This is a genomic window from Desulfovibrio desulfuricans DSM 642 (assembly GCF_000420465.1).
In the GTDB taxonomy this organism is placed as follows: domain Bacteria; phylum Desulfobacterota; class Desulfovibrionia; order Desulfovibrionales; family Desulfovibrionaceae; genus Desulfovibrio; species Desulfovibrio desulfuricans.
Window position 1 is genome coordinate 110647 of the sequence record NZ_ATUZ01000017.1, and the last position, 20720, is coordinate 131366.

Here is a 20720-nt window from a genome sequence, read left to right on the forward strand (position 1 = left end):
ACAAAAAAGCTCCGGACATGGAAAATGCCCGGAGCTTTCGCACTTCATTCATATGCGGCGTTTAGAAACCTTCAGCCACCCAGTCCACAATCTGAGTCATGCGGGTGAGGGTATGCTGGTTGTTACGCTGCCGTTGGCCGATCTCTTCCATGGAGCCCTCAAGCCGGTAAATGCGCCAGTCGCCCTCGGTCAGAACACCGAGCCGCACTGCTTCATTAACGGCCGCCCGTGCTTCGCCAGGTGAGCAGAAAAGATCGAACTCCTGTACGCCGGGGTCAAGAATCACTTCCGAGCCGCTGGCAATATCTACAATGTAGTTGCCAGGGGCGTAGACGTACACAAATGGGCAAGGCTCAACCGGGGGAAGGGGCGCTGTATCCTGCGTTGGCTGCGCCCTGGTACAGGCCATCAGCGCAAGGCTCAACAGGGCGGCGCAAACAAGGCGTACGTGCATCATCTACCTCATTGTGCTGTGGTTTCAGCGCCCCGAAGCGGCCATTTCGCGCAGACGGCGAATGCGCTCTTCCAGGGGCGGATGGGTGCTGAAGAGGCTTGCCATGCCGCCATGAGCGTACATGGGGGTCACAATGAACATCTGTTCAGTGCTGGGGTTGCCTTCCTGCATGGGGATCTGGCCGCTGGCCATGCCCAGCTTGTTCAGCGCCCCGGCAAGGGCCAGCGGCTGACCGCAAAGTGCGGCGCCAGTGTCGTCCGCCAGATACTCTCGCGAGCGTGAAATCGCCATCTGGATAAGCCCGGCAGCCATGGGTGCCAGCAGGGCCATGGCAATGGCGGCAATGGGGTTGGTTCCGCCGCCTTCTTCGTCCCGGTTGCCGCCAAAGATAGCCGTAAACTGAAAGATATTGGCAAGGGTTACGATGGCGGAACCCATAACGCCCGCAATGGTCTGAATAAGGATGTCGCGGTTGACGATGTGCCCGATTTCATGCGCCAGCACACCGCGCAGTTCTTCGGGCGAGAGCAGGCGCATGATGCCTTCCGTGACGGCAACAACGGCATTTTCCGGGTTGCGGCCCGTGGCAAAAGCGTTGGGAGCTTCTTCAGGCACCACGCAGATGCGCGGCTTGGGAATGCCCGCATTGTGGGCAAGTTCTTCCACAATTTTGTGCAGATATGGTGCTTCTTCCGGTGCGAGCTCGCGCGCGCGGTACATGGAAAGCACTATCTTGTCGGAATACCAGTAGCTGCCCACGTTCATGATCAGGGCTAGGCCAAAGGCAAAGATAACGCCTGTGCGCCCGCCCATCAGGCCGCCAAGCATGATTATAATGGCGGAAAGCAGGGCGAGCAGAAGAACAGTCTTGATCTGGCTGGTCATGCATTTTCCTCTCAAGCAGATTTAAGCTGCGGGTTTTCCGCATGCTTCTTTGATTATAAGCACTCTGTTGATGGTGGCAAGCGGGGCAGGCTCAGGGATGGCGAGCCCTCCACCACAGCTGGAAGACCAGCAGCGTCCAGAGGGGCTTGCGCAGGTCGGCCCTGCCGGAGACATGCTCGTCCATAAGGGCGCGAACCGCCTGATGGTTGAATATGCCCTGCGCCTTCAGGGTGGATTCGCTCAGCAGGTCTTCCATGAGGGGCCGCATGCGGCCGCGCAGCCACTCTGCCACAGGGATCTGGAAACCGCGTTTGTTGCGGTACAGGATTTCATCAGGCAGCAGTTCGGCAAAAGCCTTTTTGAGCAGCCACTTGCGCTTGAAGCCGTGCAGTTTCCTGCTCACAGGCAGGCGTGCGGCAAACTCCGCTGCGTCCTTGTCAAGGAACGGCGCGCGTACCTCCAGGCTGTGCAGCATGGAGCAGCGGTCAACCTTGACCAGGATATCATCGAGCATGAACTGGCGGGCATACACGTGGAAAGCGCGGGCAAGCGGCGTGGCGGCGTTTTGCGGCTGCCAGTGGTCATAGTGTTCGCGCGTGGGGGCAAAGAGAACTTCGGGAGCAAGAAAACCGGGCTGTTGCGCCTTGAAAGCGCTATCCAGAATGGATTCCTGCATGTCGGGCGTAAAGGCCGTGAGCATGGTCTGCACCCGCTGCCATGCCGGGGCATGCGCCGCCCGCAGGAATGTTGCAACGGCCAGGCGGGGGTTGATGTACCCCGCAGAGGAAGGCAGCAATTGCGCGAGCGGTTCTATGATGCCCTTGCGCAGCGCAGAGGGGGCAGCATTGTACCACTGGGCAACCTTGAAGCCGATATAGTGTTCGTACCCCGCCCACAGTTCGTCCGCGCCGTCGCCGCCAAGAGCCACAGTGACCTTTTCGCGCGTGACGCCGGAAAGCAGCCATGTGGGAGCCACGGACGCATCCGCCATGGGCACGTCCATGCGGCTGATGATGCCGGGCAGGGTATCCGCGCATTCCTCGGCGGAAAGCACGCGTTCATGGTGGTCGGTGGCAAAGGCCTTGGCCACGATGCGGGCATAGCGCGACTCATCGTAGCTGGCCTCGCTGAAGCCGATGGAAAATGTCTTGATGGCCGTGGAAGACTGGCGGGCCATGAGCCCCGCCACAATGGAAGAATCAATGCCGCCGGAAAGAAAGACGCCCAGCGGCACATCACTGACCATACGGCGGCGCACCGCCCGTGAGAGCAGAAAGCGCAGTTCTTCGCAAAGTTCATTGTCGCTGCGTCTGTCGGATTCATCGGGCATGGGCATATCCCAGTAGCGGGAAATGCTCAGATTGCCGTCCTGCAGCAGCAGCATGTGCGAAGGCGGCAGGCTCTGCACCTCTGTGTAGACGCTGTGCGGCGTGGGCACATATTCGTAGGCCAGATAGCGCATAACGGCCTGCGGGTTCATGGTCAGGCTCAGATGGCGCAACTGTTCAATCCCGGTCAGCTCGGAGGCAAAATACAGCCTGCCGTGCTGCACGGTATAGAAAAATGGCTTTTTGCCAAAGCGGTCGCGGGCGCAGAACAGACGGCGCTGCTGGTTGTCCCACAGGGCAAAGGCAAACATGCCGTCAAAGCGGGCCAGACAGTCCGGCCCCCAAATGCGGTAGCCTTCAAGAATGACTTCCGTGTCGGAACTGGTCTGAAATTGTCCGCCAAGGGCGGTCAACTGTTCCTTGAGTTCGGCGTAATTGTATATTTCACCGTTGAAGGTGACGGTCATCTGACCATCGGCGCTGTGCATGGGCTGGCCGCCGCCGGAAAGGTCGATGATGGAGAGCCGCCTGTGCCCAAGACAGACCGGGCCGCTGCTCCACTGTCCTTCACCGTCGGGGCCGCGATGGGACATGCGATCGGTCATGGCCTTGACCCACTGCCCGGCTTCGGGAGTGAGAGGCGAGGCGTCAACTTGGCAAATGCCCGCTATACCGCACATTTTTGCTTCCAGATCGTGTAGTGTTTGATGAAAATATCTGCCAGACGCCGATTGTTGCGGGTCGGGTCAAACATATCCGCCGCAAGCTGTTTGCCGTTGCGCGCCAGTTCCTGAGCCAGGGCGTCGTCATCGGCAAGGCGTTGCAGGGCATCAGCCAGAGCTTCGGGGTCGTTGGGCGGCACGGCAAGGCCGGTTTTACCGTTGATCACCACTTCAGGCAGGGCGTTGACCGTGGTGCTCACCACGGGCAGGCCGTAGGCCAAGGCCTCAATAACCGTGTTTGGAATGCCATCGCGGCGGCCAGATTCGTGCACCACGCAGGGCGCTGCAAAAATGTCGTGCTCGGCCAGGATGTGCGGCAGTTCGTTGTGCGAAATAATGCCCGGCAGCAGCACACGGTCTTCAAGCCGCAGCTCCTCGCGCAGGCGCAGTATTTCGGCTTCCATACGCCCAAGACCCATAACAGCGCCGCCGCCGCCAGCAAGGGTAAGCCTGAAATCCACGCCCCTGTCGCGCAGGATGGCGCAGGCCTTGATCAGCACGTCAAAACCCTTGGTAACGTCAAACCGCCCCAGAGCCAGAAGACGCACTGGGCGCTCCATGGGCTGCTGTGTCTGGGCATGTTCCTGTGCCTTGGGTGCGGCGATGCTTGCGGCTGTTTCAGTTTCTGGCAAGGGCGGCAGGGTCAGGCTGTTGTAGATCAGCTCTACCTTGCCCTTGGCCTGCCCCTTGGCAAAAACCTCGATACGGGTTTTGTCCGCCTCGTTGTTGGCACGTACAAAGAAGGCTGCGGTCAGCTTGTCGCCGAGGTCCGGGTCTGCTGGCTCCAGATTGTCGCCGCGCGCGGCAGTGGCAAAGGGCAATCCGGCGATCTGCGAGGCAACCCAGGCAGCTGTGGCAGTGCCGCGCGGCCAGGGAGCGTAGACCATGTCTATGCCGGCTTCGCTGAAAAGGCGGCCCAGGTACATGCCGGCGCAGAATGCCCAAAGGTTTTCCCCCAGCGTTTCCCAGCTGCGCCAGCGGCGGAAGATGGCCCTGCGGAAGAGGCGTCCGGTACGCAGCGGGTGCAGCGCAATCTGCCGGAAGCATTCACCCAGCACACGCCCCAGAGCGCGCATGCCGTAGGTGCGTGTTTCTCCGGCTACGGCCCGCATTTCGTTGGAACAGTGGCGCAGGTTGGGGCCGTACAGGCTGTAGACGGAAAGCGGCAGAAGCCCCTTGAGGCCTTCCACTTCCCTGAAGATAAAGGGCTGTGTAAACAGCGGATACCACAGCAGAACATAGGCCACGTGGGGCAGGCCCGTCTTGAATACGGGGCGGGAGGCCTTGGTGCTGGTTTCCGTCATGGTTGTCTCCAAATGCGGCGGGCCTTTCTCAGCTGGTTGCTGGGTATTAATGCTGTCGCCGTCTCTTTGTGCATGTATGATCAAGGTTTACTTGTAAAATTTCTCTTGAAAAATCGTGCTATGGGGTGGCAGGCCCGCCGGTCCAGTCGCCCTTGCCCAGCAGGGTGGGGGCTGTTGGCCCAAGCTCGCAGCGCAGTTCGTCCATGGTCACGCACCGCACACTGTAATGCCTGTGCAGCCAGTTGAGCCAGTCTGCAACTTTGCGCGTGAAGCGCGCCACGGCTGCGGCGTCAGGCAGGTGAGGCGTGCCGCCGGGCATCATTTCTGATGAATGCCAGGTCAGGGAAAGCACCCGTCCGCCACGGGCCGCAAAGATTTTTGTAATGGCGCACATGGCCCACAGGGGATGGTAAACTGGCAGCAGAGCCAGCGCTCCCCAGTTTTTCAGGCTGGCGCGAATTTTTTTGCCAGCCGGGCCGGACACGCTGCGCAACAGGGCCGGAAGCTGCGGAACGAGAGGGGTCACTGTGAGGGGAACTTCAAAAATTCTGTCGTTTCCCACCGAAACCCAGTATGGAGTGCCTGGCGCGTCAAAATGGTTGGGGCCCTGCATTGGCGTGGGCGCGCAGTGCAGGGGGCGCACCGAGGCATCGCAAAGAATGCCTGCGGCGGCCAGAAGGGGCCAGTGCTGGCGGTGCAGATCCCATCTGCCCATGCGGAAGGAAGTGAGCGGCGCGCTCTGCACTGCCCGGCCAGCCTCCATAAGCGCAGCGAGTTTGGCGGCGAACAGGGTGTTGGACAGTGCTGCAGCGGGTACGCTGTCGGCCATGTCGGGCAGGGTTTGCTCCGACCCGTCAAGCGCCAGAGGCGGCGTGTTCCAGTGGTGCAGGTGCGCGCCAATTTCCGCATGGTGCTCGTCACGCAGCCATGCCAGGGTCTCGTGGGATGTTTTATCCGCCAGCACGCTGTGGGCGCAGAACAAGGTGGGGCGTACGCCCATAGTGCAGAAAGGGGCCAAGGCCCTCAAGCTGGAGGTGTTGCGCGTGGAAAAGCCACGGCGGGCGTAGTGTCCGCCAAAGAGGCCTTCTTCTTCAACGTCCAGACTGACGGCCAGATAGAGCGGCTGTTTGACGCTCATGCGTGACCTGCCGCTCCGGCTTTCATGGCGGCGGGGATGCCGTCCCCCGCGGTGCTTCCGGTTTGTCCGCCGGAATGGCTCCAGTAACGATGGCTTTCATCCACATAAAGGCGCAGCAAGGCCGTGATGTTGTTTTCCCGGTCAAACATTTTTTCAACGCGGGCGCGGCCTGCCTCGGCCATGCGGCTTGCGTGCTCCCGGTCTTCAACCATATGCCGTACGGCATCGGCAAGAGCGCGCGGGTTGCGTTGCGGGGTAAGCAGGCCGGTTTCTCCGTTGATGATTACTTCGGAGATGCCGCACACGTCTGTGGCAATGACGGGCATGCGGTGCGAGAGGGCTTCCATGATCACGTTGGGGATGCCGTCGCGGTCGCCGTTGGAATGGACAACGCTCGGCATGATGAGCATGTCGTGGTCGAGCATGTAGCCGCATATCTGGTCGTGCGGGATAAAGCCCGGCATGTGCACAATACTTTTAAGGCCCAGCCGGTCGCGCATACCCATGAGCTTGAGCCGCCAGCGCCCGTTGCCCACGAGGGTCAGGCTCACAGGCACGTTTTCTCTCTGGAGGCGCGCCATGGCGGAGAGCAGGTCGGGAAAACCCTTGGTGCGCGCAAAGCGTCCCACCGCCAGCAGGCGGTATGGGGGGCGCATGCTGACTGCACACTGCCCCTTGGGGGTAAATGTAAGGCTGTTGTAAATGGCGTGCACTTTATATTCCTGCCCGACAGGGCAGAACTTGCGTAGCCAGCTCACATTGGCGTGGTTGTTGGTGCGGATAAAGAGCGCATCTGCGGATTTTTCCCGCAGCAGGCCGTCCTCCGGGTAGATGTCGCCAGCGCGGCCCGTAAAGGCAAAGGGAATGCCCGTGAGGCGCGAAGCCACCCATGATGCCGTTGCCGGGCCGTTGGCCCACGGGGAGTGGATAAGCTTGACGCCATCCCTCACGCACAATTCGGCCAGCAAAAAGCCTGCCATGAAGCACCACAGATTTTCACCCAGGGACTCCATGTTGCGCATGCGATGGAAAAACCCCTTGCGCATGAGGCCCCATACCTTGAGCGGATTGCGTGAAAGCGCACGTATGAAAGCCCGGAGAATGCGCACTGTGCCGCCAACGCCCATGCGTTCCACAGGCCCGGTAAACTTGCGCATTTCTTCGCTACAGCCGCTCAGGCTTTTACCATACATAGTATAGGCGCGCACAGGCAATCCCCGCGCCATAAGCTGCACAACCTCGCGAAAGATGAACGTTTCGGAGGAGAGGGGAAACCAAAGCAGAACATAGGCAACAACCGGCAAGGCGTCTATTTTCGGTTGTGATGCGCTCTGCTCTGCTTCTGCGCCATCAATATGCGTCATGGTTTTCTCCGCTGCAAACAAGAGCCGGGCCACTTGGCCCGGCACGGCAGACGGAGGTTCCATCTGCCCGAAAATGCGAACATGTCTCACAATCGCACAGTTGCGATCCTCAAGCGGGCGATGTAACGCCCGCTCAAGCGACAGTTCGACCACGCAACACGGGTCGCTATGAAGTTACGCCTGCCCGCTCTCGCTGGCGTTCTGGCGCTTGTAGTCGTCCACAATGGCCCAGGCCTTGGGGATTTCTTCCTTCACGGCATCCAGCGCAGTGCGGATATGTCCTTCCGTATGGGCTGCGGAAAGGAAGAAACGCAGACGGTCAGTGCCTTCTTTAACAGCAGGGAAGGTGATGGGCATCACATAGATGCCGCGCTTGAACAGTGCGTTGGACAAAAAGCCCGCAACCATGGGGTCGCCCACCATGACCGGCACAACGGCATAGCCCTGGGCCGCGCCCGTATCAAGGCCAATGCTGGCGGCGTAGTCCACAAAGAAGTGCGAAATCTTCTGCAGCTTGTGCACCCGCTCTGGTTCGCGCAGCATGATGTCCAGAGCCTTGTGGCAGGCCACGGCGATAATGGGGGGCATGCCCACGCTGAAAACAAAGCCCGGCGAACCGTACTTGAGAAATTCGATCAGCTCGTGGCTGCCGGCAATAAAGCCGCCGCAACCGCACATGGATTTGGAGAGCGTGCTCATCCACATGTCCACATCGGTGGGATCAATATTGAAATGCTCGTGCGCGCCACGGCCCGTTGCGCCAAGCACGCCAAGGGAGTGGGCTTCGTCCACAAGCAGCATGCAGTCGTAACGTTTCTTCAGTTCAATGATGCGCGGCAGATCGGGGATGTTGCCGTCCATGCTGAACAGGCCTTCGGTAACGATAACGGCGCGCTTGTGTTCACCACGTTTGGCCTTGAGCATTTCTTCAAGGGCATCGCAATCGTTGTGGGCGTATGAGTAGCGCGATGCGCCGGAGAGACGCGCGCCCTGCACCAGCGAGTTGTGGGCCAGACCGTCATGGAAGATGGCGTCGCGGTGGCCGAAAAGAAAGCCAAGGGTCGAGACGTTGGTGGCGTGGCCGCTCACATAGATGATGCAGTCTTCCACCCCGTACAGGTCGGCCAAGGCACGCTCAAGCTCACGGTGGGGCGGACGTTCGCCGCCGACCAGGCGGCTGGCGCCAGCTGAGGTGCCGTAAATGGCAGCCGCTTCGCTGACGGCCGAGGTGATCTCGGGGTGAGCGTTGATATCCAGATAGTCGTACGTGGAAAAATTGAGATATTCTTTGCCGGCAATGAACGTGGTGGCTTTGGCCGCGCGCTCATGGCAAAGAAACAGAGGATTTTCCATCCCCATCTTGGCTCCCATTTCCACAAGCCGATCAAAGGCGAGCTTGGAACGCGTGCGGTTAAATCCGGAAGCGCTGTTTTCGGCGGCGTCGGGAGTTTGCACCGCCTCTTGGCCAGCCTGATAGGAATGGTTGTTCTTCATGCCTCGTCCTCGTAAATTTGTCCAAAAAAGCCGTGCCTGGTGGGCCAGATGAGGGCCGAAATCCGGCAGGCGCAACACTGTAAGGAGTCAGTATAGCCAAAGTAAGATGTTATGGCAAGTCGCGTGTGGGGCGGCTCTGTTGAAAGCTTTGCAGGCAGTGCTGTTCTATTGGCTGCGCGGTAAAAGAGTTTGCGGGCACTGGCTGGACAAGCATGATGATATCTACTAACATAATCCTTTACCCAAATGGCTGTTATGCCCCTTTTTGCCCTGCCTCGGCCCTGTCGGGTTGCCGGGCCTTGGCCCTTTACAGGCACAAAGATATGCGTCAGGACTACGAAAATCCAGTACCAGGCACCCTCCAAGACGAAATAGTTCTTGATGGCGTGCGTTATGCCAACCTGCAACAGGCTGGCCAGCAGTGGCGCATTGGTGCCGTCAACCCCGCATGGCGGCAGGAATTACTGGCTCTGCCAGCAAATCCCGATGCCGAAGCCCTTGCCCGGCTGGAAGCGCGCGGCCTGTGGATTGCGCCGGAGCGGGCTGACGGCCCGCCGCCTTTGGCGGTGATGTGCTGCGGTCTTGGGGCGGTCTGGCCCGGGATGGGCCGCGAACTGTACGACAATTTTCCCGCAGCCCGAGCGGCCATGGATCGCATTGCCGCCGTGGCGGACTGGGACGTCCTTGGCCTCATGGATGAAACGGGCGTGGAGAAAATCAGCCTTACCCGCTGGCAATCTCCTTACGTATTCATGCTGGAGTATGCCCAGTGGAGCGTGTTGGCTTCGCTGGGGCTGAATCCTTCGCTTTTTTGCGGCCACAGCCTTGGCGAAATGATCGCGCTCTGTTTTTCAGGCATACTGGCCCCTGAAGTGGCGTGGTATATTCTGGACACGCGCGCCGTACACATGTCGGAGCTGGAGGCAGGGGCCTCCCGCGAAACTGGCATGATGGCCGTGCATGCAGATGCCGAGACCATCAACGAAGCCTGCGCCACATGGCCCGCCCTGTACGTATCCAATTACAACACGCCGCATCAGTTTATTCTGAGCGGCCCCCGCGGGGTGTTGCAGGAAGCCCGCAAGAGCCTGCGCAAGCGCCGCATCCCTGCCATTGTGCTCAATGTGAGCCTGGCTTTTCACCATCCCAGCATGCGCGTGTTGCGCGACATTTCTTTGCGCCGCCTGAGCGCCCTCGACATGTCTGCGCCCGAAAGACCCATGCTGAGCGGTATTACCGCAGATTTCTACCCTGAAGATCAGCCCTCCATCTGGCAGTACATCGCCGATCTTGATGAAAATTCCGTGCGGTGGACAGAATCTGTGCAGACCATGTGGAACCGTGAGGGCATACGGTATTTTCTTGAACTTGGCCCGCAGGATACGCTGTGCAGCCTTGTGGCTGACAATGAGCCGCAGGCAAAATGCCTGACCGCAGGGCGCAAGGGGAAAGAAGTCGAGGCCATGCGGCAGGCCTGCGCTCATCTGTATTCGCTGGGGTATCTGCGGCGGGATGCCGTCGCCCGGCGGGCACAGCATGCGGCAAGCGGCGGCGAAGCCCGCATGCTGGCCTGCAAACCGGCGCCCCACTGTGGTTTACGTCCCGCTGTGGTTGGCAATGGTGCAAATGCCTGCGCTTCGGCGGCATCAGATGCATCGCAATCCAGTGTCATGGAAACAGCAAAGACTGAGTTTGCTGATTCTGCTGCCGCTGCGTCGGACTCCGTACCTGTAACGGCATCCTATACCGAAAGCATGGCGGTCGTTCTGCAAATTCTGGCTCAGGCCTGTGGCAGACCGGTTGAGGACCTGCGTCCAGAAATGGATCTGCGTTATGATCTTGCCCTGCGCTCCAGTCGCTTTCCCCATATTGTGCAGGATGTGGAAAAGGCCCTTGGCATTACCGTCAATTTTGAAGATCTGTTGCAGGTATCAACCATCGGAGATCTTGGCCGGGTGCTTTCCGGCGGTTCCGCGTTTGCGGGGCAGGCTGAACACCCCGCAGAAAGGGTCAGTGCAACTGCAAAACGCTGTGCGGAGCCTTTGCGCAGGTTTGCCCCCCTTAAGGCCTTGCCCCCTGATGGGCACAATAGTGATCTGCGCCTTGAGCCTCTGCCGCTTGATCACGGTGCTTCCGGGATAAATCTGCAGCATGGCGATGTGGTGTTCCTCTGCGTGCTGGATGCTCACATATTGCCCCGCCTGCTGAGCGGCATTGCACCTTTGGGATGCGTGCTGGGTGTGCCTCGGCCACTGCTTGAGCGGTGCGCGCCCCTTGCCAAGGCCGGGGCAAACCTGGTGCCGCTCGATATCGACCTGGAAAAAGGCGGCGAAATCGCCCTTGTAGCCAGTCAGTTGCAGGCGGCCGTAGCAGCTTTCGCACAGGCACAGGGCAGAGTGGACGGTTTGTTTTTTGTGCCGCCTGTCCCGGCTGGGATCATGGTTGCGCCTTCTGCCGATGACGTGCCACCACATGCTGCGCCGGAGCGCCTTGGCGCGTTGATGGAATCGGCAATTGCGGCCGCCGTTCCGTACGGCTTGCGCTTTGCCGGCAGTTGCTCCGTGCTGCCGCCCGAAGTGGAAAACTGTATTTTTGACGCCCCGCTGGAAGAAGCCCTGGATGCGGCGGCTCACGCCCATGGTGTGGCTGTGCGGGCAATCCGTATGTTGCACGGCCCCGAAAGGGCGAGCCTTGACGAATGGGGCGACATGCTGGCGCGTGAAATTCTTTGTGGCACAGTCGAACAGGTGATCTGGGCACGGCCAGGGGCCATTGACGGCCCGGTTGTTTGCGAGGAGCCGTCCGTCCGGGACATCATCAAGGAGAATCCATTGAGGTTCCCGCTGGTGTTTCCTGAGCCGCAGCCTGCATACCGATCAACCGCCACCCTGTTTCAGGGGGGCTGCCATTTTTCGCATTTTGCCGACAAAGCGCTGGCGCTGCACGGCGCGCAGCAGGGTAACTGCCTTGGGTCTGATGTGCCGCGTCTGCCAGTTTGCCGCAGTCTGGAGGCCATGCTCGAAAGCTCGAGGCAGGCTTTGCCCTGGCTGACAGTTACTGGCTTTTGCGATTTGCGGTTTTTTGATGCGCCGGAATTGCCGTCTGGCATCACTCGCGAATGCCGGGTGACAGCAGAGGCGGAACCCTGGCTGATGCAGGAAAACGTCATGACGCGCATGTGCCGCAGTGAGCTTGCAGTGCGCGGCCTGACGCCCAACGGCAGGCATACTGCCCAGTATGCCCCGGTAAGCGAGGGCATGGTGTGGCTTGCGGCCCATCGCAGCAGTGTGCGCCCCCTGTGGGAAGAGGTGCCCGCGGCAGCCTCCGTGGCAAGCCCTGTGCTGGACACCGGGCCACTCTATAAAGCAGTCGGGCTTGGCCGTGAGTGGCGTTTTGTGGATAACTTCTGCACGCTGCCCGATGACTTGTTTTCTGGCATGCTGAGTTTGCCCCAGACATGCATTGCCCCCGGAGCTGATTCTGGCTATAGTGGCGACATGCTTGTGGTGGAGGGCGTATTGCAGGCTGCATGGCTTGCCATAACATCCGAATACTCCAAGGATTTTTCTGACACTGCCGCTCTTGCTGCCGCTATGCAGGAGTGGGCTTTGCATGCTGTGGGCTTTATCCGCATCGGGCCGGTCCGTGCTGATGGCCCCTTGCGCATATTGATGCAGCGTTCCTGGGCCAATGCGCGGTTGCGTCGTTTTGACGCGCAGGTCATTGATCAGGAAGGGCATGTTTTTTTGACAATTCACCATCTTGAATTTGACCGATGCGATCAGGCCGGGCTTTCCCCTGCCGTAAATCCCTCGGCATAAACACTCAATCTGCTCAGCGTCGCGCAAAGCGCAACGGCGCGAAGGGTGCCAGATGCTCACTGCACAAGCAAACCTTACTACACGTCTTTTTCTGCCGCTGCTGCTTGTGGCGGCCCTGCTTGCCGGAGCCTGTTCCAACAAGGCCGGGCTCAAATCGCCGGAACTTCCCGCCAAACACTGGCTTGAAGAAGCCCCAGGCGTGCCTGTTGAAAACAAGGCCAAGCTTGAAGCCGCAGTGCCAAATCTCTATGATCCCAAGAAGGTTTTTTCCTTTGAAGATTGCGTGTTCCTGACCATCCAGCAGTCGCCTGCCCTGGTCAACAGCGCCGTGAATATTGAAATCAAGCGTCTTGCCCAGACGGACGCCGTGTGGAAGTACCTTCCCGAGCCCCGCATGAATTTTACCGTGTCCAACAACCTGACGCGGTATAATATGGACAATAAAGATACGCCCAGCGATTACGGCCAGGCCCGGTTCCGTGTGGGCTTTTATGCTGCCTTTCCCAATCCCATGGCCACCTATTTTGAGCACAAGGTGCAGTCAGCCATGGTCAATCTGGCAATCTCCACCCACCGCAAAGCCGTGGGAAAGGCTATTGGCAAGATTGGCGAGGCCTATCTCCAGCTTCAGGCCCAGCAGAAGATTGTGGAAGCGCAGAAAGAGCTGCTGCCGCTTGGCAAGGAGCTTGTGGATTACTGGAAGAAGGTTGAGGCCGTTGATGGCCGCCAGGGTGTTTCGCTCAACATGGCCATTCAGCACCAGCGCGAGCTTGAACTCAAGCTGGAGCAGACCCGCATGAAGGAAGTGATGCAGCGTACTCAGCTCAAGATTCTTGCTGGCGTAGAGCCGCAGCAGAGGCTTGAGGTGGATACCAAGAGCGCTGATTCCGTGCTGGCTGGTTTTGATGGCCGCAAGCTCACCTGGGAAGAACGCTGGCCTGCCACAGAAGATGACCTGCTGCTGCGCGGACAGGTGACCCTGGGCGATTACAATATTATGGTCGCCTGGGCCCAGTATATGCCGACCATGTCCATTGCCGTGAACAATAATCCTCCGGCGGGCCAGTATCAGCCCCCGAGCGGTACTGAAGACACATTTTTGCACCTGACCTTTGACTTCCCGCTTATCGACTGGGGGCGCAGATACCGTGGCGTGCAGACCGCGCGCATGGGCAAGGCCCAGGCCTTCCACGAACTGGCCCGCAAGCGTACGGACTACTCCAACAAATGGCTCCAGAGCGAGCAGCGGGTAGCCCTGGCCGAAACGGAACTCAAGCTCGCCAAGACCCGTCTGGATACGGCCAGCATGCAGTACAAGGAAGCCCAGATTTCTTTCCACGAAGGCATTGCGCAGTTGCCCGACATGGCCTCCAAGCAGGAAGACATGGTTCAGGCGCGCATAGCCTACATCAATGCCGAGCTTGACTATAAACTGGCCCAGCTTGAGTGGATGGATCTGTCGAATTCCCTGGCCCAGCGCTTCCTCGGACTGCCTGCTAAGGAGTTGCTGTAATGTTGGGTACGTATAAGAAAGCGCTGTCGCGGGTGCGGCACCGTTGTTTTGCTGCCGCGCTGTCTGCTGTCATGCTGCTTGCTGCTTTTTTGATGTTTCAGAACGCAGCCTCTGCTGCGGACAATGGATCCATAGGCGCTGGGGCTACCATTCTGACCGGCAAGGTCGTTACTACTGTCACGCGCGCTGTGCCTGTGCCCTTTAACGCTGTTGTGGATGAGGTGCTGGTCAAGCCCGGCGAAGCCATTGCCAAGGGTGCCCCGCTGATGCGTTACCACCTTCAGGAAGAGGCCGAGCGGGTGCTGCAAAGAGAAGTGACCACCGGGGCTGCTACCGAGAATCTGAGGGGGCAGGTGCTTGATCTTGACCGCAAGCTTGCAGAAACTGCCGCCCAGCGTAACAAGGCCCGGCAGCTTGCAGCCTCGGGGCTTGGTTCAGCCCAGGCTTCCAGCCGGCTGGAAGATGATGTTCACTCCCTGAAGCGCCGCATAGATCTTTTGACTGTGACCATCCAGAAATCTGAACAGAACTTTGCCGCCCGTCTCGAAGAACTGAGCGGCTATTTCGGCACGACCATCAAGGAAGGCGAGCGTCTGCCTGCCTCGCTTACGCTTACCTCTCCCATTGACGGTTATGTGCTGTCGCTTGATGCCACGCTCAACCCCGGCTCCCTGTTGGCCGCTGGCACCACGCCCGTGCGTGTGGGGCGGCTTGATCCCGTGCTGATCCAGGTGCCTGTCTACGAGGCAGAAATCAGCGGCATCAAGGCTGGCGACTCGGTGGAAGTTGAAATTCCTTCGCTGAACAACAAGAAGTTCAACGGTACAGTGAATGAAATTTCCTGGGTTTCTAACGACATGAATGTTTCAACTCCTTCATATTACACGGTGGAGCTTACTGTTCCCAATCCTGGTCTGGAACTCAAGCCCGGGTTCAAGGCTGTGGTGCGATTCAAAGGGAGCAGGTAAGCCCGTTTCATGAAGCTGAAAAGCATCCCCCGACGATTGGGGTACATTCTGGGTGCGCAGTGGACGCGCGACCTGGCGTGGACCGCTTTTACCATTCTTCTTGCACGCCGCAGCCCCGATATACTGGGGCAGGTCGTGCTGGCGCTCACGTTTGGCTATCTGGTGAAAACCATAGCTGACGTGGGGCTTAACGATTTTTTGCTCTCAACATTTGCCCGGCGCGAAGGGCGCCCATTGGCCCTGCTGGGTGAAGTCACCTGGCTCAAGCTGATTGTGCTTGTTCTGGCCCTCTGCTTTACATGGCTTGTGACTGGTTGGCAGAACTATACGCCAGAGTTGCGGCTTGTGGTCATGTGCATAGCAGCTGGCCTTGGGCTGGACGGCGTGAGCGATTCGTTTTTTGCGCTCTGCCAGGCGCGGGGTCGGCAGGATGTGGAAATGCGCATCCGTGTGCCGTCTGCACTGCTGGGTATTGGCTTTGGCATCGTCTGCGTGGTGATTGGGGCCCCGCCCATTGTGATTGCCCTGTACAAGCCTATGGAATCGGTGCTGTGCATCATTTTTGCTTTGCTGGCCTTGCAACGCAATCCTCTGGCAGGTGTTGGCCTTGATGGCATGAAAGATCTGGCCCGTCACATGAAGCACGGCCTCATCTTTACCTGCATGGCTGGCTGCGCCATGTTTTATAACAAGATCAACGTCATATTTCTTAAACAGTATGGCGGAAATGCCGATGTGGGCGGCTACGGCGTTGCATGGGAAACAGTTGAGGGCCTGTCGGTGCTTGTTTCCAGCGCTTTGTTGGGCAAGGTGATTTTTCCGCTGCTGGCAAAACTGTGGCAGCAGGATAAAGGCGCATTCCGCCAGCTGGCCGGTCAGACTGCTCGCTCCCTTTGGGCTGCGTCGCTGCCCATTATTTTTCTTATCTGTGTGGAGAGCGATCGCTTTCTTCCCCTGATTTACGGCCCCAACTATCAAAGTGCGGTCACCGCTCAGCGTTTGCTTACACCTTGTCTGGCAACGGCCTTTTTGCACAACCTCGCGGCATACGCCATGATCGGCATGCGTCAACACCGACTGCTCCTTGTATTTTACCTCACGGGCCTGGTGTGCAATCTGATATGCTGCTTTACTCTTATTCCTGCCATGCCCCTTGAAGGTGCGGCTTTGTCCCTCACCATTACCAAGGTTTGGGTGGCGCTCCTTACAGTTGGCTATTTTCAGTGGGCCGCGCGCCCCATGTCGCTTGGGCAGTGGGGGCTCATGCTTGCCAGCTGCGCCGCCTGCGTAGGGCTGTGGTGGGGGATAGGGCTGGTTGCGCCGCGTGAACTGGCAGAGCTGTCAGGCCTTGTGCCTTTGCTGGCCTTGTTCTGGCGCTGGAGACCGCCGCCGCCGTTTGAAAAGGCCGCGCTTGCCTGATCTCATCTGGACTGTCAGTTGTCGTGCATGGCATAGCGTGGCAACCATTACCCGGATGACCAGACCGTGCCGGGCAAATTGTCTGAGACGTTGACGCCACGGTAAAGGCAGGCCTATAGGATTACTGCAAGACAGTAACAGGCAAGGCATTCCCATGGGCAACAAACTGTTTTTACAGCGCAGGTCAGTCATTAAGGCCATGGCAGGCACCGCTGGCTTATCGCTGGCGGGTGCAACACCTTCTGTTGCCTCAAGCTTACAGAACTGGGTCTGCGGTGATGACCGTGCCACCATCATTGATGTGGATCTCTGCAATGGTTGCGGAGCCTGTGTGTCAGCCTGCCGCGACAGAAATCTGGCAGAAATTCCACTTCCTGTTCAGCCAATTCCCCGTCCTTACCCCTCCTGGGTGCGCGGCAATGACTGGTCGACCCGCCGCGATGAAGTCTCCCGGCTTACTCCCTACAACTGGCTTTTTGTTCAATCGTGCGCCATCACTGTCAACGGTGTGGAGCGGCGGATATATTTGCCACGGCGCTGTTTGCATTGTCTGAACCCCCAATGCGTCACGCTGTGCAGCACTGGTTCCTTGCGCCAGAGCAACGAAGGCGCGGTTTACACCCATCGCAGCACCTGTCTGGGGGATGGCCCCTGTGACCGGGCCTGCCCGTGGGGCATCCCCCAGCGTCAGGCGGGGGTGGGGCCTTACCTGAATCTTGCGCCCAGATATGTTGGCAACGGGCAGATGTTCAAATGTGATTATTGCAGTTCTCTGCTCAAGGCTGGCGAAAGTCCTGCCTGCGTGACAGCCTGTCCGCAGGGGGCCATGCGCATAGGACCGCGTGAGGAAATGGCAAAGCTGGCCAAGGAAATGGCGGAACAGCGGAGCGGGGATATTTTTGGGCTCAAAGAAAATGGCGGAACAAACACTATCTATGTTTCTTCGGTGCTTTTTCGCGATATTGAGGCCAACATGCTGCGTCAGGGAAAGGTAGGCTTTGGTATGCCGAGCCTGCGCCCGGCTGGGGCCAGTATGGATAAGGAAAACAGCCTGCTGCGGGCTGTTCTGCTGGCCCCTGTGGCAGGGGTGGCCCTGGCTGGCCTGCGGTTGTGGCGTGAAAGGAAGATGAGGCGCAAACCATGAAAAACCAGCCCTCGCTTTTTTCCTCATTCTTCAGTGTATTGTGGTTGGCCAGCATGCTCACAGCCGTGTGGAGCGGCCTTGCGCATCTGCCGCAGGCAGGACGCTATGGGCTGATTCAAAGTGCCAGCTGGTCGCCTTCAGTTGCGCATTATTATGCATCAGCGGCGCTGCTGTTTTTGGGAACGTACGCCTTTACAGTCTGGCGTCTTCAGGGACGCAGTGCCTACTGCCTGACACGCTGCGGCTTGCTGCGCGTTATTTTGCTGATGGGGTTGGCTATCAGCGGCTTGGCGCTTATCGTCCACAATATGCCCAATTTTTCTCTGTACGATGGCGTGTACGCAGTCGTTAAAATGCTGCACCTTGTGTGTGCTCTGGCCTTGCTCCCCCTGTTGATTTACAGGCTCTGCCGCCGCTGGATCGGCGGTTACGGCTGGCTAAAGCCACGCGATGGGGCGGCCCCGTGCTGCGGCGCTTCAAGGCGGCGTCCGGCCCGCCGCTAGAGTTACTCCATCTTAGCTTTCCGCGTTCAGTCTTATTGTGCCTGTCGGTCCGCCTTAAGCTGCCCGCAAGCTGCCTTGATGTCCTGTCCCTTGCTCTTACGCAGAATGGCCGTGATCTTGCGTTTCCAGAGGTACTGCTCAAAGGCCAGTACGCTTTCTTCCGTGGGGGCGGCGTAGGGCGCGCCTTCCGCTGGATTGTAGACAATAAGGTTCAGCTTGCCACGCACATCGCCCACCAGCCGGGCCAGATCCCTGGCCTGTTCCAGCCCGTCGTTGACCCCGCCCAGCAGCAGGTACTCAAAAGTAATGTGCTCTCGCGTTTTAAGCGGGTAGGACTTGAGTGCTTCAAACATTTCGTCAAGAGGCCACCGTGCGGCCTTGGGCATGATTTTCGCCCGCAGTTCCTGTGTTGGCGCATGCAGCGAAACCGCCAGATAGGCAAGGCCGCTGTCTCCCAGCTCGCGCAGGCCTTTTTCAATGCCGCAGGTGGAAACTGTGATGCGGCGGGGGGAAAAATTCAGCCCCTTGGCGTTATTCAGGCCTTCAAGGGAGCGCATGAGCTCGCGCATGTTGAGCAATGGCTCGCCCATGCCCATGAACACAATATTGCGCAGCATGGGCCATTCCGGCCTGTTATCACCCAGGTGCGCACGCGCCACAAGTATCTGCCCCAGAATTTCGGCCATGGTCATGTTGCGTTCAAAGCCCATTTGCCCCGTGGAACAAAAGGTACAGGCCATGGCGCAGCCCACTTGCGAGGACACGCACTGCGTCCAGCGGCGTACGCCCTCACGGGAGTCTGAAGGAATAAGCACTGTTTCAACCATGGCTCCGTCCTCGAGCCGCAGCAGAAATTTTGTGGTGTCGTCCTGGCTTTTCTCAACCGTGACAACCTCCGGCCAGACAATGACAGCCTTGGCAGTCAGCTTTTCGCGGCAGTCTTTTGAAATATTGGTCATGGATTCAAAGTCGCGAACCATACGTTGCCACAGCCATTGCCAAATTTGCATGGCGCGGAACTTGCGCTCGCCCAGTTCGGTTTGAAGCCAGTTTTCCAGTTCAGGAAGGGTCAGGTTGAGAAGATTGGTCATATGTTCTGCCGGAATTAAATAAGGTTTTGTAGTGCAGATATATTGTGTACTGGCTGTTGAACTACGATGTTTGGCGCTGATGGGCAAGAAATTTTCATGCCAGCAAACCCGCGTTTATGGGCTGCGGACAAGCAAAAAAGGGCGTTCCCAAAGGAACGCCCATAGTGTCAGCATAGGCGGTTGGGCGGTTATCCCACTGACTTGCGCGCGTAATCACGCACAAAAGTCACAGCGGATTCAACATCCGTAACTTCGCCCGCAATCTGGGCCTGCAACAGCGCGTCGCGAATAATGCCCACCAGCGGGCCGGGCGACAGTTTGGTTTCGCTCATGATCTCATTGCCGTTCAGGAGCGGTTCCAGCATCTGTTCCGGCGTCTCCGCGCGATCCAGATATTTCATATTGTGGTTGAACGAAGTGAGAATGCCGTCGCGGGCCTTGAGGTCGGCCCTGGCCATGGCGATAAGCCGGGGGTAGTCGTCCAGTGCCTTGAAACGGCGAATGCCCCTGTCGGTCATCATGAAGTGGAAGCGCATGTGGTGGCGCACCAGATGGCACAGGAGGTCGATGTCTTCCTGCGCAAAGTGCAGGCGGCGCAGAATCTTGCGCGTTACCTTGGCGCCCACGCGGTGGTGCTGATAATACGTCCAGATGCCGTCAAAATATTCGCCGGTGTAGAGCTTGCCCACATCGTGGAACAGCATGGCCATGGTGCCAAGCCAGTCGTAGTGGAAATCTTCTTCGGGGTAGTGCTTCATGCACTCAAGCGTGTGTTCAAACACGTTTTCCGTGTCGCCTTCCTTGTTGCGCATCTGGGTGAGGCAGGAAAGGGAGGCCACTTCAGGGATAAGCCCCTGAAGGATATGCGAATCAAAGAGCAGGCGCACAAAACGGTACATGGATTCGGCGGCAACCTTGCGCCATTCGTCCATGATGTCCGTAGCCGGGACGTAATCAAGCACGCGGCTTGAGGCGCGCACAATGGCAAGCCATGTGTTGGGCTCAATGGGCAGGTCAAAATTGGCTGCAAAACGCAGGGCGCGTACCGCCAGCAGGTAATTGTGGCGCAGGGTTTCATCCGGAAGGCCCGCAAGCTGGATAGCGCCGCCCTTGACGTCTTCAAATCCGTCATAGGCATCCTGCGTGGTTTCGGGGCTGCCGAAGCCTGTGATACGCAGTTTGAGCTGCTCCTCATGGGGCATCCTGTCCATCATGGTAGGCGTGATGCGCAGCAGGGAAAGTTCCGGGTGTCCGGCAGCAGCTACTTCCAGGGGATAAAAACAGAAGACAAAGCCGTTTTCTTCCAGCGTTGCCAGAGCGCGCTTGTCGTGCTGCGGCACTGCCTTGGGAAAAAGCTTGATAAGCGTATCGAGATCCGGCTCGCAGGCAATATCCACAGTGGGCTGCGTGGCGTTTTCCAGCAGGTGCTCCTGCAAGGGGGCGTTGATAACATGAGCGTCATAGCCGTTGCGCAACAGAGTTTTGCTTATGGTTATGGCGTCTTTGAGCGCTTGATGCATCCATGGCTCCTTGCGAATAAAATAACGGGGAATGGCTGATACTATGCCCGCG

15 protein-coding genes are annotated in these 20720 nt (G+C 58.7%); 6 read left to right on the forward strand and 9 right to left on the reverse strand.

Annotated features, from left to right (window positions below; genetic code table 11):
• Nucleotides 1-61: 61 nt before the first annotated feature.
• The 7 genes from G449_RS0112940 to G449_RS0112970 form a co-directional block, all read right to left on the reverse strand.
• Nucleotides 62-457, reverse strand: a complete 396-nt coding sequence (locus tag G449_RS0112940; protein WP_022659742.1) for a DVU_2496 family lipoprotein — start codon at nt 455-457, stop codon at nt 62-64.
• A 21-nt stretch (nt 458-478) separates the two neighbouring features.
• Nucleotides 479-1339: a zinc metalloprotease HtpX gene (locus tag G449_RS0112945; protein ID WP_022659743.1), complete on the reverse strand. Its 861-nt coding sequence runs from the start codon at nt 1337-1339 to the stop codon at nt 479-481.
• 91 nt (nt 1340-1430) lie between these two features.
• Nucleotides 1431-3347: an asparagine synthase (glutamine-hydrolyzing) gene (asnB, locus tag G449_RS0112950; RefSeq protein ID WP_022659744.1), complete on the reverse strand. Its 1917-nt coding sequence runs from the start codon at nt 3345-3347 to the stop codon at nt 1431-1433.
• Nucleotides 3335-4693, reverse strand: a complete 1359-nt coding sequence (locus G449_RS17160; RefSeq protein ID WP_022659745.1) for a glycosyltransferase family 4 protein — start codon at nt 4691-4693, stop codon at nt 3335-3337. Before G449_RS17160 ends, asnB begins: the two co-directional genes overlap by 13 nt.
• A gap of 118 nt (nt 4694-4811) precedes the next feature.
• Nucleotides 4812-5831 carry a polysaccharide deacetylase family protein gene (locus tag G449_RS0112960; protein ID WP_022659746.1) on the reverse strand — a complete coding sequence of 340 codons (1020 nt, stop codon included), beginning with the start codon at nt 5829-5831 and terminating at the stop codon, nt 4812-4814.
• Nucleotides 5828-7195 carry a glycosyltransferase family 4 protein gene (locus tag G449_RS17165; protein ID WP_022659747.1) on the reverse strand — a complete coding sequence of 456 codons (1368 nt, stop codon included), beginning with the start codon at nt 7193-7195 and terminating at the stop codon, nt 5828-5830. The genes G449_RS0112960 and G449_RS17165 overlap by 4 nt, the downstream gene beginning before the upstream one ends.
• A 174-nt stretch (nt 7196-7369) precedes the next feature.
• Nucleotides 7370-8689, reverse strand: coding sequence for an aminotransferase class I/II-fold pyridoxal phosphate-dependent enzyme (locus tag G449_RS0112970; protein WP_022659748.1), 1320 nt, complete (start codon nt 8687-8689; stop codon nt 7370-7372).
• Nucleotides 8690-9012: 323 nt separating this feature from the next.
• On the opposite strand from G449_RS0112970, the gene G449_RS17170 reads away from it, so the two are divergent.
• The 6 genes from G449_RS17170 (at nt 9013) to G449_RS0113005 (ending at nt 18057) form a co-directional block, all read left to right on the forward strand.
• Nucleotides 9013-12510 carry an acyltransferase domain-containing protein gene (locus G449_RS17170; protein WP_022659750.1) on the forward strand — a complete coding sequence of 1166 codons (3498 nt, stop codon included), beginning with the start codon at nt 9013-9015 and terminating at the stop codon, nt 12508-12510.
• Between the two features lie 52 nt (nt 12511-12562).
• Nucleotides 12563-14023, forward strand: a complete 1461-nt coding sequence (locus tag G449_RS0112985; RefSeq protein WP_022659751.1) for a TolC family protein — start codon at nt 12563-12565, stop codon at nt 14021-14023.
• Nucleotides 14023-14991, forward strand: a complete 969-nt coding sequence (locus tag G449_RS0112990; protein WP_022659752.1) for an HlyD family secretion protein — start codon at nt 14023-14025, stop codon at nt 14989-14991. The genes G449_RS0112985 and G449_RS0112990 overlap by 1 nt, the downstream gene beginning before the upstream one ends.
• 9 nt (nt 14992-15000) lie before the next feature.
• Entirely contained in the window at nt 15001-16410 is a 1410-nt protein-coding gene (locus G449_RS0112995) for an oligosaccharide flippase family protein (RefSeq protein ID WP_022659753.1), read from the forward strand.
• Between the two features lie 154 nt (nt 16411-16564).
• A complete protein-coding gene (locus G449_RS0113000; RefSeq protein WP_022659754.1) occupies nt 16565-17554 on the forward strand; it encodes a 4Fe-4S dicluster domain-containing protein in 990 nt (329 codons plus the stop codon).
• The gene (locus G449_RS0113005) at nt 17551-18057 is read left to right on the forward strand and encodes a hypothetical protein (RefSeq protein ID WP_022659755.1); all 507 of its coding nucleotides are present in this window, start codon (nt 17551-17553) and stop codon (nt 18055-18057) included. The genes G449_RS0113000 and G449_RS0113005 overlap by 4 nt, the downstream gene beginning before the upstream one ends.
• Before the next feature lie 32 nt (nt 18058-18089).
• Here the strand turns inward: G449_RS0113005 and rlmN are convergent, their stop codons facing one another.
• Both rlmN and G449_RS0113015 read right to left on the reverse strand, forming a co-directional pair.
• Nucleotides 18090-19148 (reverse strand): dual-specificity RNA methyltransferase RlmN, encoded by a 1059-nt coding sequence (rlmN, locus tag G449_RS0113010; protein WP_022659756.1) that lies wholly within the window; start codon nt 19146-19148, stop codon nt 18090-18092.
• Between the two features lie 188 nt (nt 19149-19336).
• Nucleotides 19337-20668, reverse strand: coding sequence for an HD domain-containing protein (locus G449_RS0113015; RefSeq protein ID WP_022659757.1), 1332 nt, complete (start codon nt 20666-20668; stop codon nt 19337-19339).
• Nucleotides 20669-20720: the final 52 nt, after the last annotated feature.